This is a genomic window from Neobacillus vireti (genome assembly GCF_036962465.1).
GTDB classification, from domain to species: Bacteria; Bacillota; Bacilli; order Bacillales; family Cytobacillaceae; genus Neobacillus; species Neobacillus vireti_B.
This window is the reverse complement of the sequence record NZ_JBALNF010000020.1, coordinates 19,756-41,726: the sequence shown is the minus strand read 5'-3', so window position 1 is coordinate 41,726 and position 21,971 is coordinate 19,756. Positions and strand designations below refer to the sequence as shown.

Below are 21,971 nucleotides of genomic sequence, written 5' to 3'. Positions count from 1 at the left end.
AAAGAATAAAATCGCTAATATAAAAGCAAAATTCCCCGCGACAATTGTTCCTGTAAATAAAAGGGCAGCGGCAGAAATTTTGATTCGTTTAGATTGAATTGCAAATAAGCTAACTAAAAATGCAATCGGTAGTACAGGGTTACCTTTTATTTGTACACGATAAAAATAATTATTAAAGGTATAAATGTCCCCTAACTTTAAACTAAGTACCTTTGATCGTATATATCCAGCAAATCCCGGATCTCCCTTTAATACGATATAGATTTCAAATCCGATTAACAAAACACTCTGCACCACTGCTAATATAATAAATATATTCACATAAATTTTCTTTGGCGGTAAAAAGAAGGCAGCCAGTATTAAGACAAGCACAGAGTAAAATCGAAGCGCTAACGATAGACTATTATGTTTAACTACAATGGAATACACCAGCAAAATAGTCAAAAAAACGATATTGAGTATAAACAAGTATTTGATTGATTTTTCACTTTTCCAGAAATTTTTTAACAAAAAGGGCACGGAAAAAACAAACACCAAAATGAGACTAATGCTTATTAATTTCGACAATTGGTAAAATGGAAATTGTCTAGTTAAAGCAAACACACACAAAAAATAAGACAAGATTGAAAGTAAAGATAAAGCAGATTGAAAATAACGATGATTCTTTATAACAAACTCCCCCTGTTAAACATTCCAATACCCTAGAAACGGATTCAGTCTAAGTTGTATTGTAACATATTTCGTCATTTTTTTTAAAAATCCCAGTAGGAAAAGTCTATTCAAACCAAGCCCACTTGAACTGTAAATTCCCTTGATTATTAATAGCAATATTGTGTAGGTTTGAATCTTGGATAATTTCGTTTGTAGTAAAATTAACGGGAATTATCGGCATTTCATCTAATAGCTCTGCTTCCGCTCTTTGGATTAATTTCAAATGTTGGTCTTTATCCATATTATATTTAGACTGATTTACCAATAATTGAAATTGTTTGTTATCCCAACCTGTCCCATTGAATAAAGAATTAGTATTCTGTTCAAGGATATGAAGTGGGTCCGTATAATCGTATAAAGACATAATTAATGAAACGTCAAAACTTTTATTGGTTTCTTGTTTATTTTGTGTATTCAAAGCTGAACTATCCAATTTTACCTTAACACCTAGATTTTCTTTCCACATATCCACAATCGTTTGGGCCATTCTTTCGTCTGATTCACTTCCATTATAAGAGAGTGTGATAACTGGAAGCTCAGAAGCATCGTTATAACCTAACTCTTTCAAACCTGTTTGCAAGTATTGTTTTGCCCTTTTTATATCATGATCATGGAAATACCCATTTTTATTTTCAGAGAATAAGACTGGAGGAATGACAGCCATGGCAGGTTCGACTTCATCAAGCCCACTATGATCAGCCAATTCCTGGCGATTGATTGCAGAAGCTAAAGCTTTTCGGATATTCTTGTTAGTGAAGGGTTTTGCTTCTGTATTGATTACAAGTTTGTATAGCCCAGTAAGGGAGTGTGCATATAAATCCTGATCGTCTTCTTTTGTTTTAGTAGTGGAAGTCCCCATAACACCGAGATCGCCATTTTCATACATGGATAACGCTTTAGTCGAATCATTCACCATTTGCATGGAGATGTTTTCTATTTTAACTCTTGCGGCATCCCAGTAATTCATATTTTTTTCGAAGGCAATTTCTTTATTATGATCCCATTTTGTTATGATGTATGGTCCATTTGTTATATAATATTTACCCACATCATTTGCCCAAGAAGGATGTGCCATTGCAACTTTACTATTGACTGGGAAGTAAGTACTTAATGTAATCAAATCTAGGAAATGCGAATTTGGTTGATTAAGTTCAATTTCTAATGTATTGTCATTTAGCGCCCTTATCCCAACGTCATTTTTATCGCCTTTTCCATCGTGATAAGCTTTTGCCCCTTTAATATCATAAAGTTGATACGCATTTTCTGACTTATTGGCCGGGTCCAAAACCCATTTCCAAGCATATTCGAAATCTTGTGCCGTAACCGGATCACCGTTTGTCCATTTTGCATCCCGAAGTGTAAAGGTATAGGTTTTTAAATCATCAGATATTTTTATTACCTTAGCAGCTGCATTTACCGTTATCCCCCATACATTTTTTCGTGTTAACCCTTCAAAAGCTTGTGAAAGGACTGATCCTGATGTAGAATCATCCGCAAGACCAGGATGTAAGGACTTTGGTTCTGAACCAATGTTAATCCGAAGATCTTGTTGAACATTGTCATCGCTTTGATTCAACACATTTGTATTCCTGTGAAAAAAGGCAGCATAAAAAATGCTAAGAAACATAGATAAGATTAGCAGTGAGCTTAAAATCAGAATTATATTTTTTTTCATCTTATTACCCCTCATTACTCTGTTCGAGTATTATAATAAACTCTTTCCCCATTTTACCTTTATAGTTTTAAGATGCCGTGTCAAACCTATACAAGAATTTTATCATTCTGAATTCAAGACATGACATGTACTAATATACATAACCTATTCATTTACTTCAACTTTTAACTAGTAATTGGTTAGATGTAACCAGATTCTACTTCTCTATAAATCTTTCCATAAAAAGGACTACTTCTCAGAGACCATTTTTATAGTCTATAAGATAGTAGTCTGCGTTTTATACTTTTAGATAGTCTTATTTGCTTGAAATATTCTGACTTTCATTTCCATTAAGGAACTCATCAATGGCTTGTTTATTTTTATCAAAATCGATGTCAAGAACGGAGCCGACCCCATCATAATTTGCCGTTGTATAGGAATTATCGACAGGAATACGTAATGATTCAATCTCACCTGGAGGGTTTAGGAAAAAGTCCTTTAATATCTCTAAGCGATCAACACCCTCTAAATTGGTATCAATATATGGCATAATCGTCCCAACTAGTTTTGGGAGTTTCGTCACACCATTTACACTTAAAATTTTATCCTTTAGGGCATTCAATACTTCTTGTTGACGTTCAACTCGGCCAAAGTCACCTTGAGCATCATGTCTAAAACGTGCGTATCCAAGTAATTCTTTCCCGTTTAAATATTGTAAGCCTGGGTGTAATACCACACCAATATTTTTGGACATTCTCTTTTGAACATTCATCTCAATTCCATTTGGCGCTAACGTATTTACGACCGATTCGAAGCCTTTAAAATCAACAACTGCATAATAATGAATATTGATACCAAAGTTTTGCTCAATGGTTTGTCTTAGCAGCTCTGGTCCACCAAGAAAGTAAGCCGTATTTAGTTTATAGTTTTTATGATCAGGAATATCAACATAAATGTCCCGCATCAGAGAGACGATTTTTGCCGTTTGCTTTTTAGGGTCATATTGGGCAATCATAATCGTATCCGTGCGTGACTTTTCCTCTCCTCTGGTATCAATCCCAAGCAAAAGAATATTCACTTTATCCATGTTTCCTCTTTTAGATCCATTAAACTCTTTCTTTGCGATTTCATTGGAAATAGATTTACCCTGAGCTTGTTTAATCCCTTGTGAGTATTGAAAATATATATATCCTGAAAGCCCTATTAAAAGTGCAAACATCCAATAAAGAACTTTCCTAAATTTAAATTTCTTCTTCTTTTTTCTGTGGATTTGTCTATTCATCATTTCCATCCTTTTCAGTAGTTGATCTGCCAAAATCCATTATATAATTTTTTAAAGGGTTTGTAATTCATATAAAAATAATTAATCATATTTTCATTTTTTTGTTGGAGTTTGTTCATTAATTCTACCATTTACGGTTTTAACTCTTATATAGTTATCTATCCTTATTAAAAAAACCCGGTGGTAAGAGACCTGCAGAGAACAGGTTTCTCACCACCGAGTTAGAATGTTTATTTAGTTTTACTTACCCCTTAAAATACGCTGATAAATTTCCTCATTACTGATTCCCTTTTCATTATTCAACAGAAAAGCAATAGTACTTTTACGATTACTTTTGTGTAAATTAGGTTCAGTTAGATTTTTGTCTATCGATTCAAGGAGTCCGTCCTCTGTTTTCACAATGGATCCTCCTGAAACATCTTCTAAGTCATAATAAAAACCTCTATCAATACTGCCATAGGATTGATAGTCGTAGGCGTAATGGATAATGGGCCGATCAAGTAATAAAAAGTCAAAATAGCAGCTCGAATAGTCCGTAATCAGCATATCCGAAGCAAGTAGCAGTTCTTGTGAGTCAAAAGGAACATCCGTAAGAGATTTAATATATGGCGATGGAGCTAAAGTGGCTCGGGAAGACCCCGTTTCTGCATAATGATTTTTCTCTAAGATAATTGCATTATGTTTAGTAAGCAGCTCTGTCAACTTTTCTTTCTCTTTTCCTGTTAATAATTTGAATGAAAAATTGTTCGCCGTTTTATCACGAAAAGTCGGCATATACGTAATAATATTTTTATCCTTAATTTCAGGAAAAAGGTCGTACAGTTTCTTTTTATACGTAAACGTAAAATCCTTTTGATTGATTAAAAAATCGTTTCGAGGCTGTCCAATTGAAAGAATTTTATCTGCCGTTATACTAAATTGTCGAAAAGCAGTTAACAGCTTATTTGAATTTTCTTGTGAAGAAGAGATATAAAAACAATAATTAGTCATTTTATTTCTATTAAAGTTACTAAAGAAGTCATTCGGGCTTTCATAGCCAATTGAGTCGTCCCCAATTCGTTTTAACGGGACTCCGTGCCAAAGCTGGACGGTTATGCAGTTTCCGAAAACATTTAAATTTGAAATATCATGATGGGAGTGGGAAAAGAAAGCATACTTAGCTGTCATCGACTTGAAAAGCCCCTGCAGTGAATTCTTTTCATAGAATTTAATGTTATCGATCTTTTTTATTTGATCATATATATGCGGCTTCCCAATCCAAATTAATTCAAACTCATTAGGATGTTTCTCTGCAAGCCACTCAAACAGAAACCGGGGATTATCACCAAACCTGTCACCTAACCATGCTCCAAAGACAATTCGATTTTTCTTCTTAATAACCAGACAACTGATGAGATAGAAGAAAAAATTAATGAACTGCTTTACTTTATTTTTTAAGTCTGTCATTAGAAGTCCCCCAAATATTGAAACCCATTCTTATCTGCTTCTATAGATAAAAAAGAACGTATTTTACTATTGTTTATTCAAATCGGTTTTAACCTTTGTTGTCGAAATACCTTCCGTTCTAGGTAAATAAACCACCTCGCAGAATTCAGAAAGAAAATCAAATTTTCCCTTCCAATCATCTCCGATGACAAAAGTATGGACATCGTGATTGATGACATCCTCTTTTTTCTGTTCCCATGTTCTTTCTGGAATGACTTCATCTACGTAGACAATGGCGTCTAACAGTAATTTTCTTTGCTCATATGAAAAATAAGATTTTTTCCCTTTTATTTCATTAAAATCATCTGTAGAAAGTGCCACGATTAAATAATCGCCTAATGATTTTGCTCTTCTTAAAAGGTTAATATGACCGTAATGTAATAAATCAAACGTACCGTAAGTAATTACTTTTCGCATTTTTTACCCTCTTATATTTTTTAGTAAGATTTTTTTCAAAGCTTTATTTTTAGCTTACCTAAACAATACTAAACCAATACTTGTTCACTATTCAAGAATTTTATCATAAATACGGTATTTTCAACAAATGATGAAGAACAAAGTCGAATGGTTCTGAAGTTCAGATTTGTATCTCTAAGCGTTTTTCTTCTTGAACTGGAGTAATAATTTTTTAGCACTTTCTTTGTTCATTATGAGAAATAACCCTAAATATAATAAGTAGGATATGACACCTACAGCGATTAAGTTAATAATCGTTCCTGAATGGATCATTTCTTTTGCTAGATAACCAACATAGTAAATGGGAATCCCCGCACCAATTAAAAGGAAATGCAGTTTTCCATAGGGAAATAAATTAAACAGTCTTTTATTTTGAATGACGTTAAGGGTATTAATAAATACCTTAGAGACAGAAAAGGATATAGCCGATCCAAGCAAGCCAATTTTAGCAATCAAAATGATACTAAGCCCTAGGTTCAAAACAAATAACAATATGTTATTCAGCAAGTTTGTTTTTGAATACTTGGTCATGCTTAGCAGGGCTCCCGCCGGGCCAATGATGGCATCATAAACTGTTCCAAGGAAAAACAAAAACATAATTAACTTAATGTTCTCAACCTGTGAGGCATTAACGCCAAATATGCTAAGCATCTCTTCTGTACAAACAGTCAACGTCACCCAGGCAGGTAATATTAACGCTGCAATCACTAATGTAGATTGCTTAAATAATTCACTTAGCTCACTCATTTTATTTTTCTTATAGTATTCAGACATGATAGGCCACATTGTAACAAAAGGTGCGACAAATAATCCCAAGATGGCTGAATAGTTTTCAAAAATACGTAAAATCCCTACCTCAAAATTTCCCGTCATATAACTTAAGACAAATTTATCTAGTGAAATTAGTACAATCGAAATAGAAGCAACAAAAAATAACGGGATTGAATATTTAACATAGTCTTTCACCTGACCCTTAGGCTGTGAATGGACCTTTAGATAGTCCTTTGCAATATAAATGAACCGGATCACCACTAACACCATTTCAACTGCCAGCATGACGATAACCGCTGCCTTTAGACTATGTGTAATGGTAAACATAGCAGCTAGTAAAATGAATTTCAGCACATTAGTTAAAAACGGGGAAAAGATATTCGCCAAGACTGTTTTTTTCTCTCCTTGAAAAAAACCATCCAAAATTTTGGCATACGTTAAAAAAATCACATAAACCAATAGATAAATTCCTAGCTCCGGATCTAACTTAAACGACGCAAATATATTCTTTTTAGCTACCCAGACAACCAATAAAACAAAGACTAATAATAAGGTTGTTATTTTTAAAGAGATGGTGAGAAACCATTTGCGCTGGCTTTTTTCATCTGTACCCGCAACACTGCGAATGATCCCCGTATCCATTCCTATCACAGGCAGAACCATTAATATATTCGCTAATGATAAAAATATACTCAGGGAACCATAGGATTCAATCCCTAATGCTTTACTCAAAATCACTTGGGTTAAAAATGCTAATCCTGCTCCTACTAATTTAATGATAAAAACATATAATGTTCCTTTAAAAAACTTATTTTTTCGTTCAGATTCCAATTGTAGTTTCGCTCCTATCCTAGGGAAAAGTAAAACCAGTCACTCCTACCCTCCATTTTAAGTAATCCGACGATAAAAGAGCAAATTTCGACACAATCCTTTACCGACATCAATAATACCAATTTTCAGCCCGTAAAATCTAGTCATTCTAGTGAAATATGTTCGGAGTTGAACAATAAAAAAAGGCCATTTACTTAGCAGTTTGCAAGTAAATGGCACTCTCATGAAATTACTGAAGCTCTTTCACAATATATTGTGAACTAATCCAGCCGTCATTTCCGTTCGGCAATTTGATTTTATACCACTTTAGAGATGGGTCCATTATCACTTTTTTGTTCGCATCCAAAGCCAGCGAAACATAACTATTCAAAGCTAAGCTTCCAATAAGATTAATATTATTATCTGGAAGTTCTGGTGTAGAACGAACATTCACGGTGCTGGCGCCCGAAACTCTTCCTAAATTCAGAACAGTGAATGAATTTTTATAGCTAGAAAAGTCAATCCTGTTTGTCCAATTGACCGTATCATTAACTTGTACCTTTAACTTATAATCATTGGACTTTTCAAGAAGAGCAAACGTTGATCCTGCTTTAATCGTAATCGTATTCGCAATGATATCCACTTTCGCTACTGCTTGGATGTTAGCTGGAAATTGATCGCTTCCTGCCGGAATACCAGGAGCAGCCGGAATCGTGGTGTTAATGGCGGCATTCGCATAATAATTTTTATCAAACGGTAAAATCTTTTGCATGTGCTGTGCAATGGCATTGGCCCAATTTGGATCGGACGCATACCAATAATTCATGCCGATACTTTTGCTAGCATCTCGAATCCCGGTTGTTCCATTCGTCCGATAGCCAAGGAAGGCACCTTCAAAATGTGTTCCTTCTGGATTTAAATAATCTGACTTTATTTTTTGGGCAATATAATTGATACAGTCATCAATAGTTGAAAAACGATAGGCTCCTACAAATGGAGTGATATCAAAAGCTCCATATCCAAATAGGTTAAATTTACCTAAAGAAATGTTGGAGGTCCCAAAACCACTTTCGTGAATAGCATGTGCTGCCAAGTAAAGAGCATTTACCCCATACGTTCTCCCTGCATCGATAAAGGCTTGACCTTTATTCAGTAACACACTTGGCTTGCCATTTACATTCGCAGCGATGTATGAATTAATTTGACTAGCGGTTACGGGAGAAGTCGTCCGCAAATCAATAAATTTATAATTATCTTCTTTTACATATTCTTTTAAGTAAGTACCTGAGACATACCCTGTGCTACTGTTATACGTAACTTTAAACCAGCCATTGCTTGTTTGCTCCGCAGATGTAACGGTCGATCCATTTGGAATTACAGTAAGAACAGTTGCTGAAGTATTATCAGCTTGCCTTAAATTTAAATCATCTGTCACTAAATACGTTTTTTCCGTTAATAGCGACGGATTTTCTGTGTTTTGCGGAGCCAATTGAAGATCGGTTCCGGGAACATATCCTGTTTTCCCTTGATAGGTTACTTCATACCAACTGCCAATGGTCTTTGCAGAGGAGATAATCGTACCTTTAGGTAGATTGATTAATTTCCCAAAACTCGTTCCATAGGACGAGTACAAATAAGAATCCTTATTTGTTTGATAATTGGCTTTTACAAAAGATTTAACAGAAGCGGCCGTTACATCACTACTGATCACATACAAGGTCTTTCCATTAAAAGTAACTCGATAATAGGTTTGTCCAACACTGTTAACAACCTTTTGTGTAGATAAAAGACCATTTCCTGCAGCAAGAGTAGCTACTGCTTTATTCTTACTATCAGGAGTAGGAAATAAGCTCACCGGTTTATTAGTAAAATAATAGGTTCCAGTTGTATTGCTATAAATATAGTATTCCTTTAAAAATTCCCCGCTTACCCAACCGGTTGCGGTAACAGTTTTTCCATTGCTCGTATACGTATAGGAAACTTTGTACCAAGAGCCACTCTTCTCTGAAGAAGTAACAAGTTTGCCTATAGGAATTGTCATAATCGATTTATAACTTGCGCCTGCTCCGGAACGCATATTTAAATTTGCAGTTGTTTGATAAGTCGTTTTCACTACAGTTGTGGGTACCACTGGTACTACTGGCTTCACAGGAGTTTGCGACACCGATTTAAGGTCCGTTCCTGGAATGTATCCTGTTTTCCCTTGATAGGTTACTTGATACCAATTCCCAACAGTCTTTACAGACGAGATTATCGTATCTTTAGGAATCGCCATCAATTTGGGATAACTATTTCCATAAGAGGAATATAAATAAGAATTCCTTGTAAGCTGATAATTGGCTTTAGTAAAGGATTTAACAGGGCCTGCTGAAACATCGCTGCTGATCACATACAAGGTTTTTCCATTATAGGAGACCCGATACCAGGTTTGTCCAATACTGTTGACAACTTTTTGAGTAGATAATAGACCGTTTCCTGCCACAAGAGTGGATACTGCTTTATTCTTTTTATCTGGTGTAGGATAAAGACTACTAGTTTTATTAGTAAAATAATAAGTTCCACCTGTATTGCTATAAATATAGTATTCCTTTAGGAAACTTCCCGTTACCCAGCCGGTTATACTAACATTTTTCCCTTTGAGCGCATAAGTATAGGATACTTTATACCATGCCCCTTTTCTCTCTATCGATGTAATAATTTTCCCTTTAGGGATGGTAATAATAGTTTTATAGCTCGTTCCTGCTCCTATACGAACATTTAGATTTGCAGTCGCTTGGTAAGAGGTTTTAATAATCGTGTCGGCATAAACGTGACCCAAACTGTTAGATGCATAAGGGATAACTGCACCGCTTCCCAGCAACAAACCGGCAGAAAGGACCATCACTTTCCCCATTTTTTTCAATTCATCCACTCCTGTATCTATATAAATCTACTTATATTAAAAAATGACAATAAATTTGATTGTCTACCCTCGAAAACTAGAAAAATATTCCGAAATATAGTTTATTATCGCTTATTATGGCGAATTTTTAAATAGTTTCCTGTCAAAAGATCTATTAATTGGAGAAAAATAAGTAATATTTCCTATATTGGAATATGTAGGGCAAGATTCCAGCAACTTTTGATAAAATGAATAGTTAAAATAACACTGCCCAGGTTTTTATGCCCACCATGCCGTCTGCGACTAATCCGTTGCGTTTTTGCAAGGCTTTGACAGCTTTTTCAGTCCTTGGACCAAAAACTCCATCAACTGTTACATGTACAGCTCTTTGAATTCGCTCGACGTCTTTTCCTTCAGAGCCTCTTTTTATTAAATGGCCGGGAAAGGGCATGTTCTCTTGTGAACTTTTGTGATTATACTCGCTGCTGACCAATCGAATAAAGTCATTCCAGTTGATTCCCTTTTCCCCGCTGCGGAGAAATCTCGGACAGTTTTTCCCGCTCCACTGGTGATGCTGGACCACATTAGCTTGGGGGATTTGATAGGTCGCCATCAATTGTTTTGTTACCTCCGCTGCATGGTTAACGGCCATTTTAAAATCCCCATCACTGTTTACGCATATTTCAATATGAATCGAGGAAGAATTGCCCGTACCACTTCTGCCATCTCCAGCTGCCCAGGCTGTCTCATGAAAGGGAATGGATTGAATCGCTTCACGGTCGTCTATTTGGAGGTGCCAGGAGGCCAAGCGGTCATTTCCCCGTTCCTGCAGTCTGGCATGTGCCCGAGCACCTGCACCCGGGCTTGGATTATCTGTTTCATGGATGGTGATGTAGGCGGGGACCATCTTGATCCCTGGGCGGGTGTCTTTATTGGAAGCCGGAATAAATTGCTGAATAATGTTCATAAACAACCTCTCCTTTCCTTTCTATTTATGGATAACTAAAGGATTTGGACAGGCTTTATTTACTTTTTTGCATCTCTTTATCCCAAATCATTAGGATAAGGTAATTTTAAAATGATAGAAATGGAGGAAGTTAAGATTATTTATCTATAGATTTGGATAATAAATGGATTTTTTTGTAGTTTTTATAGTAGGATAGTAGTAGTTTTATCTATCTTATTCTAATGGAGGGCTAAAAGTTGCTGACTCCTGCCCAACAAAAAATGAAACAAGAGTTGGAAGAATTACAGGCGGCGGGGAGATTTTACCACGTGGAAGAAACGAGATCCCTTACTCCACAACCATCTTCCATGAAAAAATGGATCATACTAGCAGCCGTATTTCTACTCGGCTTGTTAATGGCTGTTCTGTATTTATTTCATTCTAATCAATCCAATCTGGCTGCCTATTTAACGAAAGAACAGCTTTTATATCGGCAAAGTGAACAGCTGCTCAATCAAACTCTTTCTGGGGGGACGGTTGACTATCGTGACGTTAAGGCAGAACAAATTCACTTATGGAAAAAACTTTCCGCTTTAGATCCACCATCACGCTTACAAGCACACAAACTTGATTTGCTCCATGTCATGGAGCAGCAACAAGAGATTCTTACCTATTTACAGCTATCCAAGGATACCAATACGGCTGCATTAAACCATAAAATAATCGAACTTCAAATCAAGCAAGGGCTGGCTATGGAGAGTTTACGAAGTGCACTTGAGCGCGAAAAGATTAATTATGAGCTGCTCGAGGATGGGACAGTTCATTATTGGGTGGATTCGAAGGTCTATACATATTAAAAGAGGTTCCACAATAAATGCGGAACCTCTTAGTTATTCGGCCGCCTGCACCTTGTCCACTGTTTCCAGCTGGTGCAGCGAGCGTTTTTGCTGTAATTTTTCTATCGTTTGAAGAATGACATGGACGATTAAAACAACCAAGGTCATGAGTTCGACCGCCGAATCCAGGTAGTACCATGAAAGCGTCGCAGTAATGTCGTAAAGGGAATGAACAAGGACAGTCACCCAAAGGTTTCGTGTCCACAATAAGATTAACCCAAATAATAACCCCATATTCGCAAAGGTAACGATGGCCCCAATCTTAACGGCCCATGGTTCCACTGCATCTAAGGTGTGGTCTACTCCAAATAGGATCGAAGTGAGAAATAAGGCACACATCAGAAAAATATCTCTTCTCCCGCTCGCCCATCTGTTTGGAAAAAGCTTTTTACATACTACGAGCAGGAGGATGATGTAGGCTAGGCGCCACACCTCTTCTAATCCGGCAAGTGCGTCTGTATATAAATCTGGGCCAATGGTATCGACTTTTTCAAAAAAGCTGGAATCCGGTTTGGTTTTTGTCTCTGAATCAGCAACACTAGAATGCTGATCCACATCCATTTGCATGTCTGTATAGTCTTGAACATATTGATCATAATCCACGTTAAAATCATTAAAAGTGTTCGACGAATAGATATTAATGATCGTACTGCCAATAAAGAAAATTAAGAAGGCACCTGTAAACTTCAAGGTCAGCTGCCGTTTTGTTACCTGAATTCGTTCGGAACTGCTAATCCGCCGATGCAGTTTTAAGCCGACAAACAAGGAAGATACCATCATGGCATCATAGAGGGTACTGGCCAAATAGCTGTAGCGGGTTAAATAGAGGAGGACTTCAGCCCCTATCGTGACTACCAGCATGGCAAAGAGTAACTTGATTGAAATTGGTTTTGTTAAGTTTGTTGTCATCGGTGTCCCTCCCTGCCTTCGTGCTTATTTTAATATCGTTACAGCCAATATTCCGAATCCATTTAGTAATAGCAGGAATAGTAAACAGCCTATGAGCCACTTATAGGTTCTCTTCACTAATTAATCTCCTTCATATTTTTTGTTAATTTAGAAAATTCCCTTATCCAGTGTTTAAGGATTCTTTGAATAGATAATAATAGTTATAATTTAACATAATGATAAGCAAATATCAGTAAAATATTGTTCTCATCATTTGGTACCGAAAGTTCCCTACCATTTATTTTAGTTTCTAAGTGATTTTTTCGTCCCTTCTATCATATGAATGTACTAGCAGATAGAGTTCATCACAACATATTTTTTTATTTTACAATTTTTTTTACGAATAGGGGTTTATAATATGAAACGTTTTGCTTCTATTATTTTTTTAGCTGTGCTGATTTTTGTCATGTCTTTCACCAATCCTGGACGAGCAGCCTATGTTGACTGGATTAACCACAAAACAATGGATGAATCATCTAACATACTGCAAAAAGGGATTCTTTCCTTTGCAGGCAAGTCGATTTTTGATGCAGGAACAACTCAATCAGACTATTTTATTTTCTCTATTTATGAAACTGATTTTACCAAAGTTGGAATGGGTAAAGTGAAATCAATCGGTATATTTAATAAATTTATCCCGTTTTCAAGTACTCAAGAGCAAAAGTAAAGGTCGAGTGGGAAACCCATTCGACCTTTTATGCCTATTCCACCTTTTCCACTTGAACGACTGGTACCCGAACAGATTGCCCATCTTCATCGGTAATCGTCTGATAGCTATTGAACGTTCCAATGACAGTATAATTATAATACGTTACGAATTCTGACTGCCCTTTTAATAGTAGGTAAGTTCTTTCGTATTGACTCGTATTATAATTGTACGTTTCTGATAGTTTCACCAATGCCCCGTCATTTTGAAGAGAATCTACATATGCACTAAAACGAACTTTTTGTCCATTGTATTGTTCAATGTCCTCTGGTTGAATATCCACATAGTCCACCTTGATTTCAGTGAAACGATACTCGCCATTATAGTCAGGCTCATAGTAAGCCAGCTCTCCGGCTCCCGTGCCAACTGGATTATCCAATAATAAAACACCTTTTGAATCGACCGTTAAATTGTCGGCCTCTTCATCAAGTATTTTTTTCATGGAGCTTAATTGGGTATCAACCTCAAATGCTATATATCGATGTTTACGTTCTGTTGCTTTAGCCTCCATAAAAATGACCGGATTATCGGAAGAACTCATGCTGCCTTGTAATGAAATTTTGATAATGTCAGGGACAACCTCGTTAGAAGTAGATATTGAGCTATCTGTGGCACCATCAAGTCTTCCATCAATTACCGCCATCTCTTCTTCCCCTTTAAGCTGGCCATAATAAACACCGCCATCCGCTGAGATGGCTGCCACAGCACTATCTACTCCCCACTTATTTCGCACGTTCGCAAAGTTTGAAAATACTTTATCGGTATATTTACGCTTTAGCACACGAATTGGTTCATATTTATCCCAAGCAAGATTAGTATTTGCAATCAGTTCTGCCGTGTCCTCTAGAGGCGTTAGTGCTTCAAAGATCTTGATTGCATCCTCATACTTATTGATGGCTACAAAATTGTTTGCTTTATTCAATAAACCATTCTTTGATTTTTCAATAAATGGAAATACTTTGGCATCAGCCATTTTCGATGATAGGTTTTTGACGCTGCTTGCCTGTCCCGCAAAGGCCGCATAATCCTTATTTTCAAGTGCTTCTGTAAGGACTTTTACAAAATGGCTGTTAAGGGTTTCTTCGAGCCAGTCCGTCGGAATCGAAAATTGGGAACTCATGCCAAACTGTCTATTTCCTTCTGTAACAATGGTGGAGACATCGGCATTAGCCTCTGTTAATTTATTTAGTTTATTGTTGTAATAGTTTAGGAATGCTGATTTTATTTCATCTATTTTTGATGAGTCGCCCCCGTAATAGGAAACAGGAATCAGTTGTAAACTTTTATAAATTCCCTCTTCTTTCGTACTGTCGTTAGCTGTATTATTAGCTAACTTAGCTAACTGTGTATTCTTTATGTTGGAAAAGTAACCCTCCATATCTTTATCTAGCTTGGTTATAGCGAGCATCTCTCCATACATATCTTTTTGAACCGCTGTGCCTAACCCCCACTTATTTTGACTGTCCTGCCAGCGGTCATACATATTCACAAGACTTTGGAGTTTATTTCCGTCGTAATAATTGGAGGATTTTTCATCCAAATCTTCCATCACTTCTTTAATCGGGGATAAAATCGATAGCTTGAGATCAATGTCTTGATTATGGTCTGAGACAGACACATTGAGTCTGGCTGCTTGGAACTTTTTTTCCGCCGCAACTAAATCACCTTTTTGAAATAATCTCATTGCCTCTTCATAGGTTGTAATTTTTTCATTTGCCAGGACCATTTTGCCTCCAACTGCAATGAAGCAAACCAATAAGATGATCAAGAAAAAATTCCGTGACATATTCACTTTTCGGTATACAGTAAATTTAAACATGAATAGTACCCTTTCTACGAAACAAACTGTTTAAAATCAGGATCATAATGATATTTCATTGCAACCAAATGTTTTGTTTTTTCACCGAGGCTTCCCCAATCAACTTCCGGATTTGATTGGAGAATACTGCACAATCTGAGTACACGTTCTTTAGGAAAATAATCAAGGAATTCTTCAATAAACTCGTGAAATTCTTGGATATAAAGCTTCATTCGGAGAGCTGTTCCAGCAACAGAAATGAGTGAGTCCAATCCAAAATCCATGACAATAGATTCCCGATTCTGAATAAAGTAGGCAAGACACTTTTTCGTAATCATGGAACGATTTATCTTCAAAACCTCAAGCGCATATTTCACAAAGTCCTTATCATAAACTGTAGGAATAAGCTGTTCAAGCTCGAGTTCCATATCACTCCGCAGCATAATATCGTTCAGTACCTTGACTTGGCGCAATTTCATCTTATCCTTAGAAATCAAGTCACCAATTTCTCGGAGCTTTTCATACGCCTGTCCTAGGCGCCCTTCCCTCACATCTTCATTAGCAAGCTCACTATCAAACTGGAGTCCGGCAGAGATTTTTTTCAAATCCACCCGCAGCATCTTTTTTAACTGGTTGAAATATTCACTTTTCATAAAGATAAATGTCAGTATCACATAACTAATGCAAAAAATAACACCAGCAATCAACGAATAATAGAGTGTATTGACAGTTGGAGCAAAAACTATGCCAATACTGACAATGATTAAAATCCAGATCGCCTCCGTGAATAAACGGTTTTTGAAAATCGATTTAACGAGGCTTTCTATCCCCACAAAAGCAGCACCGCATGTTGGACAGTTCTCATCTTTAAGAATCGAATAACGATTGCATTTTTTACACATTTTTAGTTTTTGAAAACGATATTTTGTTCGTTTCTTTTTAGAAAATTGGACGGCATGTTTACCCAATGGAATCACCTTCATTTAACATAGTGACTAATTCATCATCGATACTTTCAAAATCGCCACTATTCCTTTTATTTTTAAGTAGTATATAAATCTTCCCTATGAAGATTAAGATTAGTAGACTAGTAAACCCAATGATATACATACTATTTCCCCTTTTAAAAAATCTCCCAATAACATATTCAGACAAAAAAGCCGAATTTTTACCAGAAAATACATTACCTTGTATTATAATAGTACCATTATAATATATCTAGGACATATTTGTTTGGGAATATAATGGCAGCGGTGGTAAAATAGTTGTATGGCGCAATTTGTAGTTATTTCTCGAAAATAGGATACTGCCAGTGGAGGTTCACAGATGTTAAAAAAATGTATTAGTAGTTTTATAGTCTTCACTTTTCTTTTCTGCAGCAGCATGAACTTGTATCATGCATATGCCGCAAGTTCATTAAATACCACGTCCCGTATTGAAGGAATGCTGGTAGAAGACGTTAGCAATTCCATGAAGAGCAGCGATCCCAATAATATCAGTAATGAAGCGATGAAGATGTTTATCGATATGGCATCCCTTAAAGGAGATAAAATCGGTGCGATTGCCTACGCCGATAAAGTCATGCGAGAAAAAGCTCTTGTTAAGATCCAGTCGGAACAGGATAAAAAGGATCTCAAGGACTTCATCGACTCAGTTGAAAAATACACATATACTGATTTATCTGCCGGTGTTCAGGAAGCTGTTAAAGTGTTAGACAGTAGTCATGAGCAAGGTTACTTCCCATTAATAGTACTTTTGGCCGATGGGAATAACGAACTGGATCCAAAAGGTACTAAAACCGTAAAACAAGCAGACGATGACCTTAATAAGGCTGTGTCAGCTGCAAAGGAAAAAGGATATCCAATCTATACGATTGGCTTAAATGCAAATGGCAAGCTGAACAAGACTGTTCTATCAAATGTTGCCAAAAGCACGAACGGAAAATTCTTTGAAGCAAGTTCAGCCGATCAATTGCCAGGGATCCTAAGTCAAATTTTTGCCAACCATTTAAAATTAAAAATTGTTCCTGTCAGCCAAGTAGTTGCTAACGGTCAATTTCAAGACATAAAAATAAATGTACCAAATGAAAATGTCCTTGAAGCTAATATTTCCTTAATTTCAAGTAAGCCAGTCGAGGTTAAGCTTGTCGACCCTTCTGGTAAAGAACTGGCCATCCCATCAGACCAAGTCACACTTTCCAAGTCCAGGACCTATTCGATGGTAAAGCTGATTAAACCTGTTCAGGGTGATTGGACATTGAAAGTAAAAGGGGTTCCGCAAGATAAGATTGATATCAATCTTGTTTTCAACTATGACCTGCAGTTGAAGATGGCTCCATTTTCTAAACAGACCTACAAGTCCGGGGATACGGTTAAGATTAATTCCTATTTTGAGGATGATGGCAAAGCGATTACCGACACATCGATTTATAAATCCATGAAGGCGACTCTTTCTGTTAAAGACCTTGATAATGGAAAAACAGAGAACATCCCCTTAACTACTGGTAATAAAAGCTTCATAGGTCAGTTCAAGGTCGGAAAGGACAGCGGTTATGAAGTAGTGGTAAAAGCAGAGGACAACAGCTTTTTCCGTGAGACGCAGCCGCAAAAAATAACCATTCAAAAAGAAGAAAAGGCTCCTGTACCTTCTAAACCGGATAAAAGAGCCGATGAAAAGTCATCAACATGGCTTTATGTTTTAATCGCCGCTGTTGTTGCTGCTCTTGCAGCACTTGTTTTCTTCCTAATTAAGAAAAGACCAAAACAACGCTTTAGCGGACAATTCGTTGTTGAAATTAAAAATGAAGATACAGGTGAGCGGACAAATCCGCAATTCAAAAAATTAAATGTATTTAAAGGAAAATTTCAGCTTCATCAGCTATTAGGTCTCCAGCAAGAACTAGCAGAGACAAATCAAATCATCATTAAGCCGATTGCAGGAGATTCACTCCTTATCATCAATAATTCAAACTGCACCATTGAAAAAGGCGGTAGGGCCATAGATGCAAAAAAAGGCCACCAGGTTAAACGAAATGACCGACTGCGCATCGTTTTAAAACAGGTAAGTAAGTCTATTTATATTGAATATATCAGTTAAAGTTCAGTGTGTTTGACACTCAAATACTGGGAGGAAATGTTGCATGAGAGCAAGTGTAAGAGAGCATATTCAACAACTAGATGTATCCTTAGGCGGAGGGATTGTTTCAGAGAAAATCCGTGTTGACACAATAGATAATCCGATGCTGGTCATTGGTTTAGGTGGTACTGGTATCGATGCCCTTTTAAGGCTAAAGTACCAAGTAAACCGCCGGTTTAAGCTTTCTGAGGATCCGGTTACGAAAAGAAAAGCAGAAAAGCCGAAGAACATCGAATTTTTAGCTTTCGAAACCAATGAGGCGGAACAAAATAAAAAATACCCAGCCGAGAATGGAATTGGACTTGATCCTTTTAAAGAATTCGTCCTTCTTTCAAATGCTGAAATTGGCGGATTATTGTCAGATCGAAGTAAACTAGAGCCATATATTACAGATTGGTTATCACCAGAGCTTTCAATTACCGATGGAATCAACGGAGCATCCGGTGTGCGCCAGGCAGGAAGATTATTGCTGTTCACGAAAATCACTGATGTAGTTCGCACCATTGAGAGAAAAATCGGCGGTTTGCTTGAAGGAACCAATAAAAAGTTGAATGTATTTATTTTGACAGGTCTTTCTGGCGGAACCGGAAGCGGCTGTTTCCTTGATATTGCCTATATCACAAGAGGAATTCTTGAACGCAGGTTCGGTCCAGACGGGGTCGATAGAGTCAACATGCTTGGCTATCTTTTCACACCTGATGTGAATCTATCAAGAAGAGGACTTAGCACCCACACGGAGGAATACATCCAAAAAAATGGTTTTGCTGCCTTAAAAGAACTCGATTACTGGATGAACTGTGATGAAAGAAAAGAGAGGTTCCAAATGCAATATGGCAGCCATCTCACAGTAAACTCACCTGCACCGCCATTTAATTTATGTCATTTAATTTCTTCTACCAATACAGAAGGAAAGCTGCTGGAAAACGCCTATGATTATTGCATGAATGTAACAGCTGAAAATATAACGAATTTTATGGCGAATGAAGAAAGAGGTTCCGGTGAAGAGTTTGCCATCCACGATTATATTAGCAATATCCACACTAATATTGCGCAAATGGATAAGCCATTCCCAGCCAACTACCAATACAATATTATTGGGGCTTCAATGGCAGAAATTCCAATTGAAGAGATAACCATGTATGTGGGTTATAAACTATTTGATAAAATGAACAAGATGTTTAATTCTGCTCCGGATCATAATGATGTAGAAAGATTTACTGAAAAACTGGGAATGGACCCAGATTCCATTCACCTTCGCTTCAATGAACGCGTCCCAGATGCCTTACCTGGCTATGAAAATAGTGACCGTTTATCTTATAACAACGTCATAAAAAATTCAATTATTAACATCGAAGATGAATTAGAGCGCGAATATTTAGCAAAAGCAAAGGAGCAATACCGCAGGGCCAAAATAAAGCTGCCTGAGGAAATGCTTGAAGAATTTAAAAAACAAGTGAAACATCTTTTCCTTCACCCGCAGAAAGGCCCCATTTATACTTCTCGATTGATTTTTTCGAAGGATGGATTCTGCCTATTAAAAACGTTGGATTCTTATATTAATTCTCTCAACGCTAAGCTAGAACGATTACCTAGACAGATTAAATCGGAAAATGAGCATGCCTACAGCAAGCATGCGGAAGCGAAAAGCGCAATCCTTTCAAAGGACCGCAAAAAAAATGCCTACATCGAAGCAAAGTTAAATGAATACTATGCAAAAGCCGAAAAGGCTAGAATAGAAGAAATGATCGACTTCTACGAGGAATTGAAAAACCTCTTAAACAATGAGAATTCTAAAATGTATGAGGTTTATCGGGAGATTTTAGAAACACTTAAAGGAATTTTCCAAAAGAATGGGGATATCCTCATCAAAGGCGAGGAAGTTAAAAAAGGAAACAATACCTCTTATTACTGGAATCTTGTAAGTGTACCAGATGTAAAAAAAGAAATTCAAAAAATATTTGACTCAAAAGATGGTGACTTATTAATTCAGCAATGGGCAAATATGCTAGTTGATAAATCAGTTAATTGGATTAATGAAACCGATGTAGATATTGTTGGCAATATTTCTGAATTTTTGACAGATCAGTTTGGCGACCTTATTACAAAATCCATGGAAGACTTCTTAAGGTTGAAACATGGTGAGGACATGGCCATCGACCAGATTATTGAACAAAAGATTGCTGGAAAGTTGGACAAAGATGCCCTCCCGGTATTTGATTTGAAAAACCCAGCAGGACAACTGAATTTCCCGAATTGGGGTTTTGTGTCTGTACCGGTTCAGGCTCCGCATATTTATAACGGAATTGACAATTTTAGAAAACATGCCCTGCATCATGAGAATTTCACAATTAAACGAAGCGAATTGAAAAACCGGATTTTCTGGTTAAACACGAAAAACGGTATTCCGTTATATGCCTATGGACAGCTAAAGAACTACGAAAAATCCTATGAAAAAACGATTTCTGAAAAAGAAGGGGTTGGACGCCACCTTGTCCAAACGGATAAAGTAAACTGGACCTATCTCCCATCTCCAATTCCAGAAAAATCATGGGGACAAACGTACTTTAATGATCGTGTCAAAAAATATAACGATCAAATCCGAGCATTATTTGATCAAGCGCGGGAATTCAGTATTATTACAGAAAAAGAATCTGACAAAAATACTAACTCAAATTTTAATTGCCATTTTACAAAGGAAATCAATATTTCCGAGCTTTTTGCCCGTTACGAGGTGGATACCAAGAATTTAGATAAAGCAGCACCAGGTAATTTAAAACCACTTGTTCGGGAGCTAAAGGAATTATTCAACGGTGGCATGGAAGTGGTTGAGTCTAGCGATATTTTTAGCAGCACAGACCTTGAGCATGCTAAAGAAAACTTTATTCGCTCACCTAAGCTGATTGACAAAGTGAAGGAAGAGGTTAAAAAATATAGCTTAATTAAAGAAAAAATTGAGGAAGTTGAAAATTATTTAGCAGGGCAAAAAGATAAAGAAGAATCCTTGAATGCCTTCATTCAAGCGATGTATACGAAAACAATTCGTAAGCGTGGTGCTCTTTATGTTTACGATAAAGAGATTGAAGAGGATGCCTGGGAGCCATTTGTCAATTTAATGCGCACAACCATGTTTGTAGATTATGAAATCTATCTAGCCTTTCAGTCTCTAGGCTCAAAACACAAGGATCAGCTTCTACGAAAATCCGAACTTCGCAACAATAACCTAATCAGCCAGGAAAATGCCACAGAGTTAATTGCTGCACTTGAGGAAATGGCTGCTACCTATCAAAAGGAAAAGGAGAGCCTTGATTATGACTACAAGGATTTCGTCAATGGTGAAGAATTGTACGGTTTCTATAAAGAAATCATGATTAAGGTTCAAGCTATGCTGCGACAATTAAAATCATAAGAAAAAGTTTTTTCTCAGGACTAAAAGGTCCAACTAATGCTTTCTAAGATGGCCACAAGCAGCTATGCCTGTGGCCGCCTCTTATC

Annotated in this window: 14 protein-coding genes and 1 pseudogene; 4 read left to right on the top strand and 11 right to left on the bottom strand. The window is 36.8% G+C overall.

Going from position 1 to position 21,971, the window contains the following annotated elements; genetic code table 11:
• The 8 genes and pseudogenes from V7077_RS08645 to V7077_RS08610 form a co-directional block, all read right to left on the bottom strand.
• Positions 1–282, bottom strand: a pseudogene (locus V7077_RS08645) (hypothetical protein); the annotation flags it as partial.
• Positions 283–775: 493 nt separating this feature from the next.
• Complete coding sequence (locus V7077_RS08640; protein WP_335500434.1) at positions 776–2,386, bottom strand: peptide ABC transporter substrate-binding protein; 1,611 nt, start codon at positions 2,384–2,386, stop codon at positions 776–778.
• Between the two features lie 295 nt (positions 2,387–2,681).
• The gene (locus V7077_RS08635) at positions 2,682–3,647 is read right to left on the bottom strand and encodes an LCP family protein (RefSeq protein WP_335500432.1); all 966 of its coding nucleotides are present in this window, start codon (positions 3,645–3,647) and stop codon (positions 2,682–2,684) included.
• Positions 3,648–3,887: 240 nt separating this feature from the next.
• Positions 3,888–5,093, bottom strand: coding sequence for a CDP-glycerol glycerophosphotransferase family protein (locus V7077_RS08630; RefSeq protein WP_335500430.1), 1,206 nt, complete (start codon positions 5,091–5,093; stop codon positions 3,888–3,890).
• Between the two features lie 66 nt (positions 5,094–5,159).
• Positions 5,160–5,549, bottom strand: coding sequence for a glycerol-3-phosphate cytidylyltransferase (gene tagD / locus V7077_RS08625; RefSeq protein WP_335500428.1), 390 nt, complete (start codon positions 5,547–5,549; stop codon positions 5,160–5,162).
• 174 nt (positions 5,550–5,723) lie between these two features.
• Complete coding sequence (locus V7077_RS08620) at positions 5,724–7,190, bottom strand: oligosaccharide flippase family protein (RefSeq protein ID WP_335500426.1); 1,467 nt, start codon at positions 7,188–7,190, stop codon at positions 5,724–5,726.
• Between the two features lie 229 nt (positions 7,191–7,419).
• Entirely contained in the window at positions 7,420–10,062 is a 2,643-nt protein-coding gene (locus V7077_RS08615) for an SH3 domain-containing protein (RefSeq protein ID WP_335500438.1), read from the bottom strand.
• A gap of 244 nt (positions 10,063–10,306) precedes the next feature.
• A complete protein-coding gene (locus V7077_RS08610) occupies positions 10,307–11,017 on the bottom strand; it encodes a peptidoglycan recognition protein family protein (RefSeq protein ID WP_335500424.1) in 711 nt (236 codons plus the stop codon).
• A gap of 236 nt (positions 11,018–11,253) precedes the next feature.
• Between V7077_RS08610 and V7077_RS08605 the strand changes: the two genes are divergently transcribed.
• On the top strand, positions 11,254–11,853 hold the full coding sequence (locus tag V7077_RS08605; protein ID WP_335500422.1) for a hypothetical protein: 600 nt from the start codon (positions 11,254–11,256) through the stop codon (positions 11,851–11,853).
• A gap of 33 nt (positions 11,854–11,886) precedes the next feature.
• Here V7077_RS08605 and V7077_RS08600 read toward each other — a convergent pair whose 3' ends face one another.
• Positions 11,887–12,801 carry a CPBP family intramembrane glutamic endopeptidase gene (locus tag V7077_RS08600; protein ID WP_335500420.1) on the bottom strand — a complete coding sequence of 305 codons (915 nt, stop codon included), beginning with the start codon at positions 12,799–12,801 and terminating at the stop codon, positions 11,887–11,889.
• Positions 12,802–13,198: 397 nt separating this feature from the next.
• Between V7077_RS08600 and V7077_RS08595 the strand changes: the two genes are divergently transcribed.
• Positions 13,199–13,507, top strand: a complete 309-nt coding sequence (locus tag V7077_RS08595) for a DUF4359 domain-containing protein (protein ID WP_335500417.1) — start codon at positions 13,199–13,201, stop codon at positions 13,505–13,507.
• Positions 13,508–13,541: 34 nt separating this feature from the next.
• Here V7077_RS08595 and V7077_RS08590 read toward each other — a convergent pair whose 3' ends face one another.
• Together V7077_RS08590 and V7077_RS08585 are read right to left on the bottom strand one after the other, a co-directional pair.
• Positions 13,542–15,365: a hypothetical protein gene (locus V7077_RS08590; RefSeq protein WP_335500416.1), complete on the bottom strand. Its 1,824-nt coding sequence runs from the start codon at positions 15,363–15,365 to the stop codon at positions 13,542–13,544.
• A 14-nt stretch (positions 15,366–15,379) separates the two neighbouring features.
• Entirely contained in the window at positions 15,380–16,312 is a 933-nt protein-coding gene (locus V7077_RS08585) for a hypothetical protein (RefSeq protein WP_335500414.1), read from the bottom strand.
• 358 nt (positions 16,313–16,670) lie between these two features.
• On the opposite strand from V7077_RS08585, the gene V7077_RS08580 reads away from it, so the two are divergent.
• On the top strand, positions 16,671–18,440 hold the full coding sequence (locus tag V7077_RS08580; protein WP_335500412.1) for a vWA domain-containing protein: 1,770 nt from the start codon (positions 16,671–16,673) through the stop codon (positions 18,438–18,440).
• Between the two features lie 43 nt (positions 18,441–18,483).
• Positions 18,484–21,885 (top strand): tubulin-like doman-containing protein, encoded by a 3,402-nt coding sequence (locus tag V7077_RS08575; protein ID WP_335500410.1) that lies wholly within the window; start codon positions 18,484–18,486, stop codon positions 21,883–21,885.
• Positions 21,886–21,971: the final 86 nt, after the last annotated feature.

Excerpts from the sequence above, each read along its gene's own strand:
- V7077_RS08640 (WP_335500434.1), bottom strand. The coding sequence starts at position 2,386 with ATGAAAAAAAATATAATTCTGATTTTAAGCTCACTGCTAATCTTATCT.
- V7077_RS08635 (WP_335500432.1), bottom strand. The coding sequence starts at position 3,647 with ATGAATAGACAAATCCACAGAAAAAAGAAGAAGAAATTTAAATTTAGG.
- V7077_RS08630 (WP_335500430.1), bottom strand. The coding sequence starts at position 5,093 with ATGACAGACTTAAAAAATAAAGTAAAGCAGTTCATTAATTTTTTCTTC.
- tagD (WP_335500428.1), bottom strand. The coding sequence starts at position 5,549 with ATGCGAAAAGTAATTACTTACGGTACGTTTGATTTATTACATTACGGT.
- V7077_RS08615 (WP_335500438.1), bottom strand. The coding sequence starts at position 10,062 with ATGGGGAAAGTGATGGTCCTTTCTGCCGGTTTGTTGCTGGGAAGCGGT.
- V7077_RS08610 (WP_335500424.1), bottom strand. The coding sequence starts at position 11,017 with ATGAACATTATTCAGCAATTTATTCCGGCTTCCAATAAAGACACCCGC.
- V7077_RS08600 (WP_335500420.1), bottom strand. The coding sequence starts at position 12,801 with ATGACAACAAACTTAACAAAACCAATTTCAATCAAGTTACTCTTTGCC.
- V7077_RS08595 (WP_335500417.1), top strand. The coding sequence starts at position 13,199 with ATGAAACGTTTTGCTTCTATTATTTTTTTAGCTGTGCTGATTTTTGTC.
- V7077_RS08590 (WP_335500416.1), bottom strand. The coding sequence starts at position 15,365 with ATGTTTAAATTTACTGTATACCGAAAAGTGAATATGTCACGGAATTTT.
- V7077_RS08580 (WP_335500412.1), top strand. The coding sequence starts at position 16,671 with ATGTTAAAAAAATGTATTAGTAGTTTTATAGTCTTCACTTTTCTTTTC.
- V7077_RS08575 (WP_335500410.1), top strand. The coding sequence starts at position 18,484 with ATGAGAGCAAGTGTAAGAGAGCATATTCAACAACTAGATGTATCCTTA.